Below are 223 nucleotides of genomic sequence, written 5' to 3' on the forward strand. Positions count from 1 at the left end.
TTTGCCCGGCAACGTCCTACTCTCGCGGAACGTAAGCCCAACTACCATCGGCGCTAAAGAGCTTAACTTCTGTGTTCGGCATGGGAACAGGTGTGACCTCTTTGCTATCGTCACCAGACAAATAGTAAAAACTTATTAAGAATGTATTGCACATTCAAAACTAGATAGTAAGCAGATTTTACGGCGCAAAACCGATTTTAAAAATTTGATTAAGTCTTCGATC

1 rRNA gene is annotated in these 223 nt (G+C 41.7%); it reads right to left on the reverse strand.

The window, feature by feature from the left end:
• Positions 1–3: 3 nt before the first annotated feature.
• A 5S ribosomal RNA gene (rrf, locus tag CD135_RS12350) occupies positions 4–118 on the reverse strand.
• Between the last annotated feature and the right edge of the window lie 105 nt (positions 119–223).

Source organism: Mammaliicoccus lentus (assembly GCF_002902755.1).
Classification (GTDB): Bacteria; Bacillota; Bacilli; order Staphylococcales; family Staphylococcaceae; genus Mammaliicoccus; species Mammaliicoccus lentus.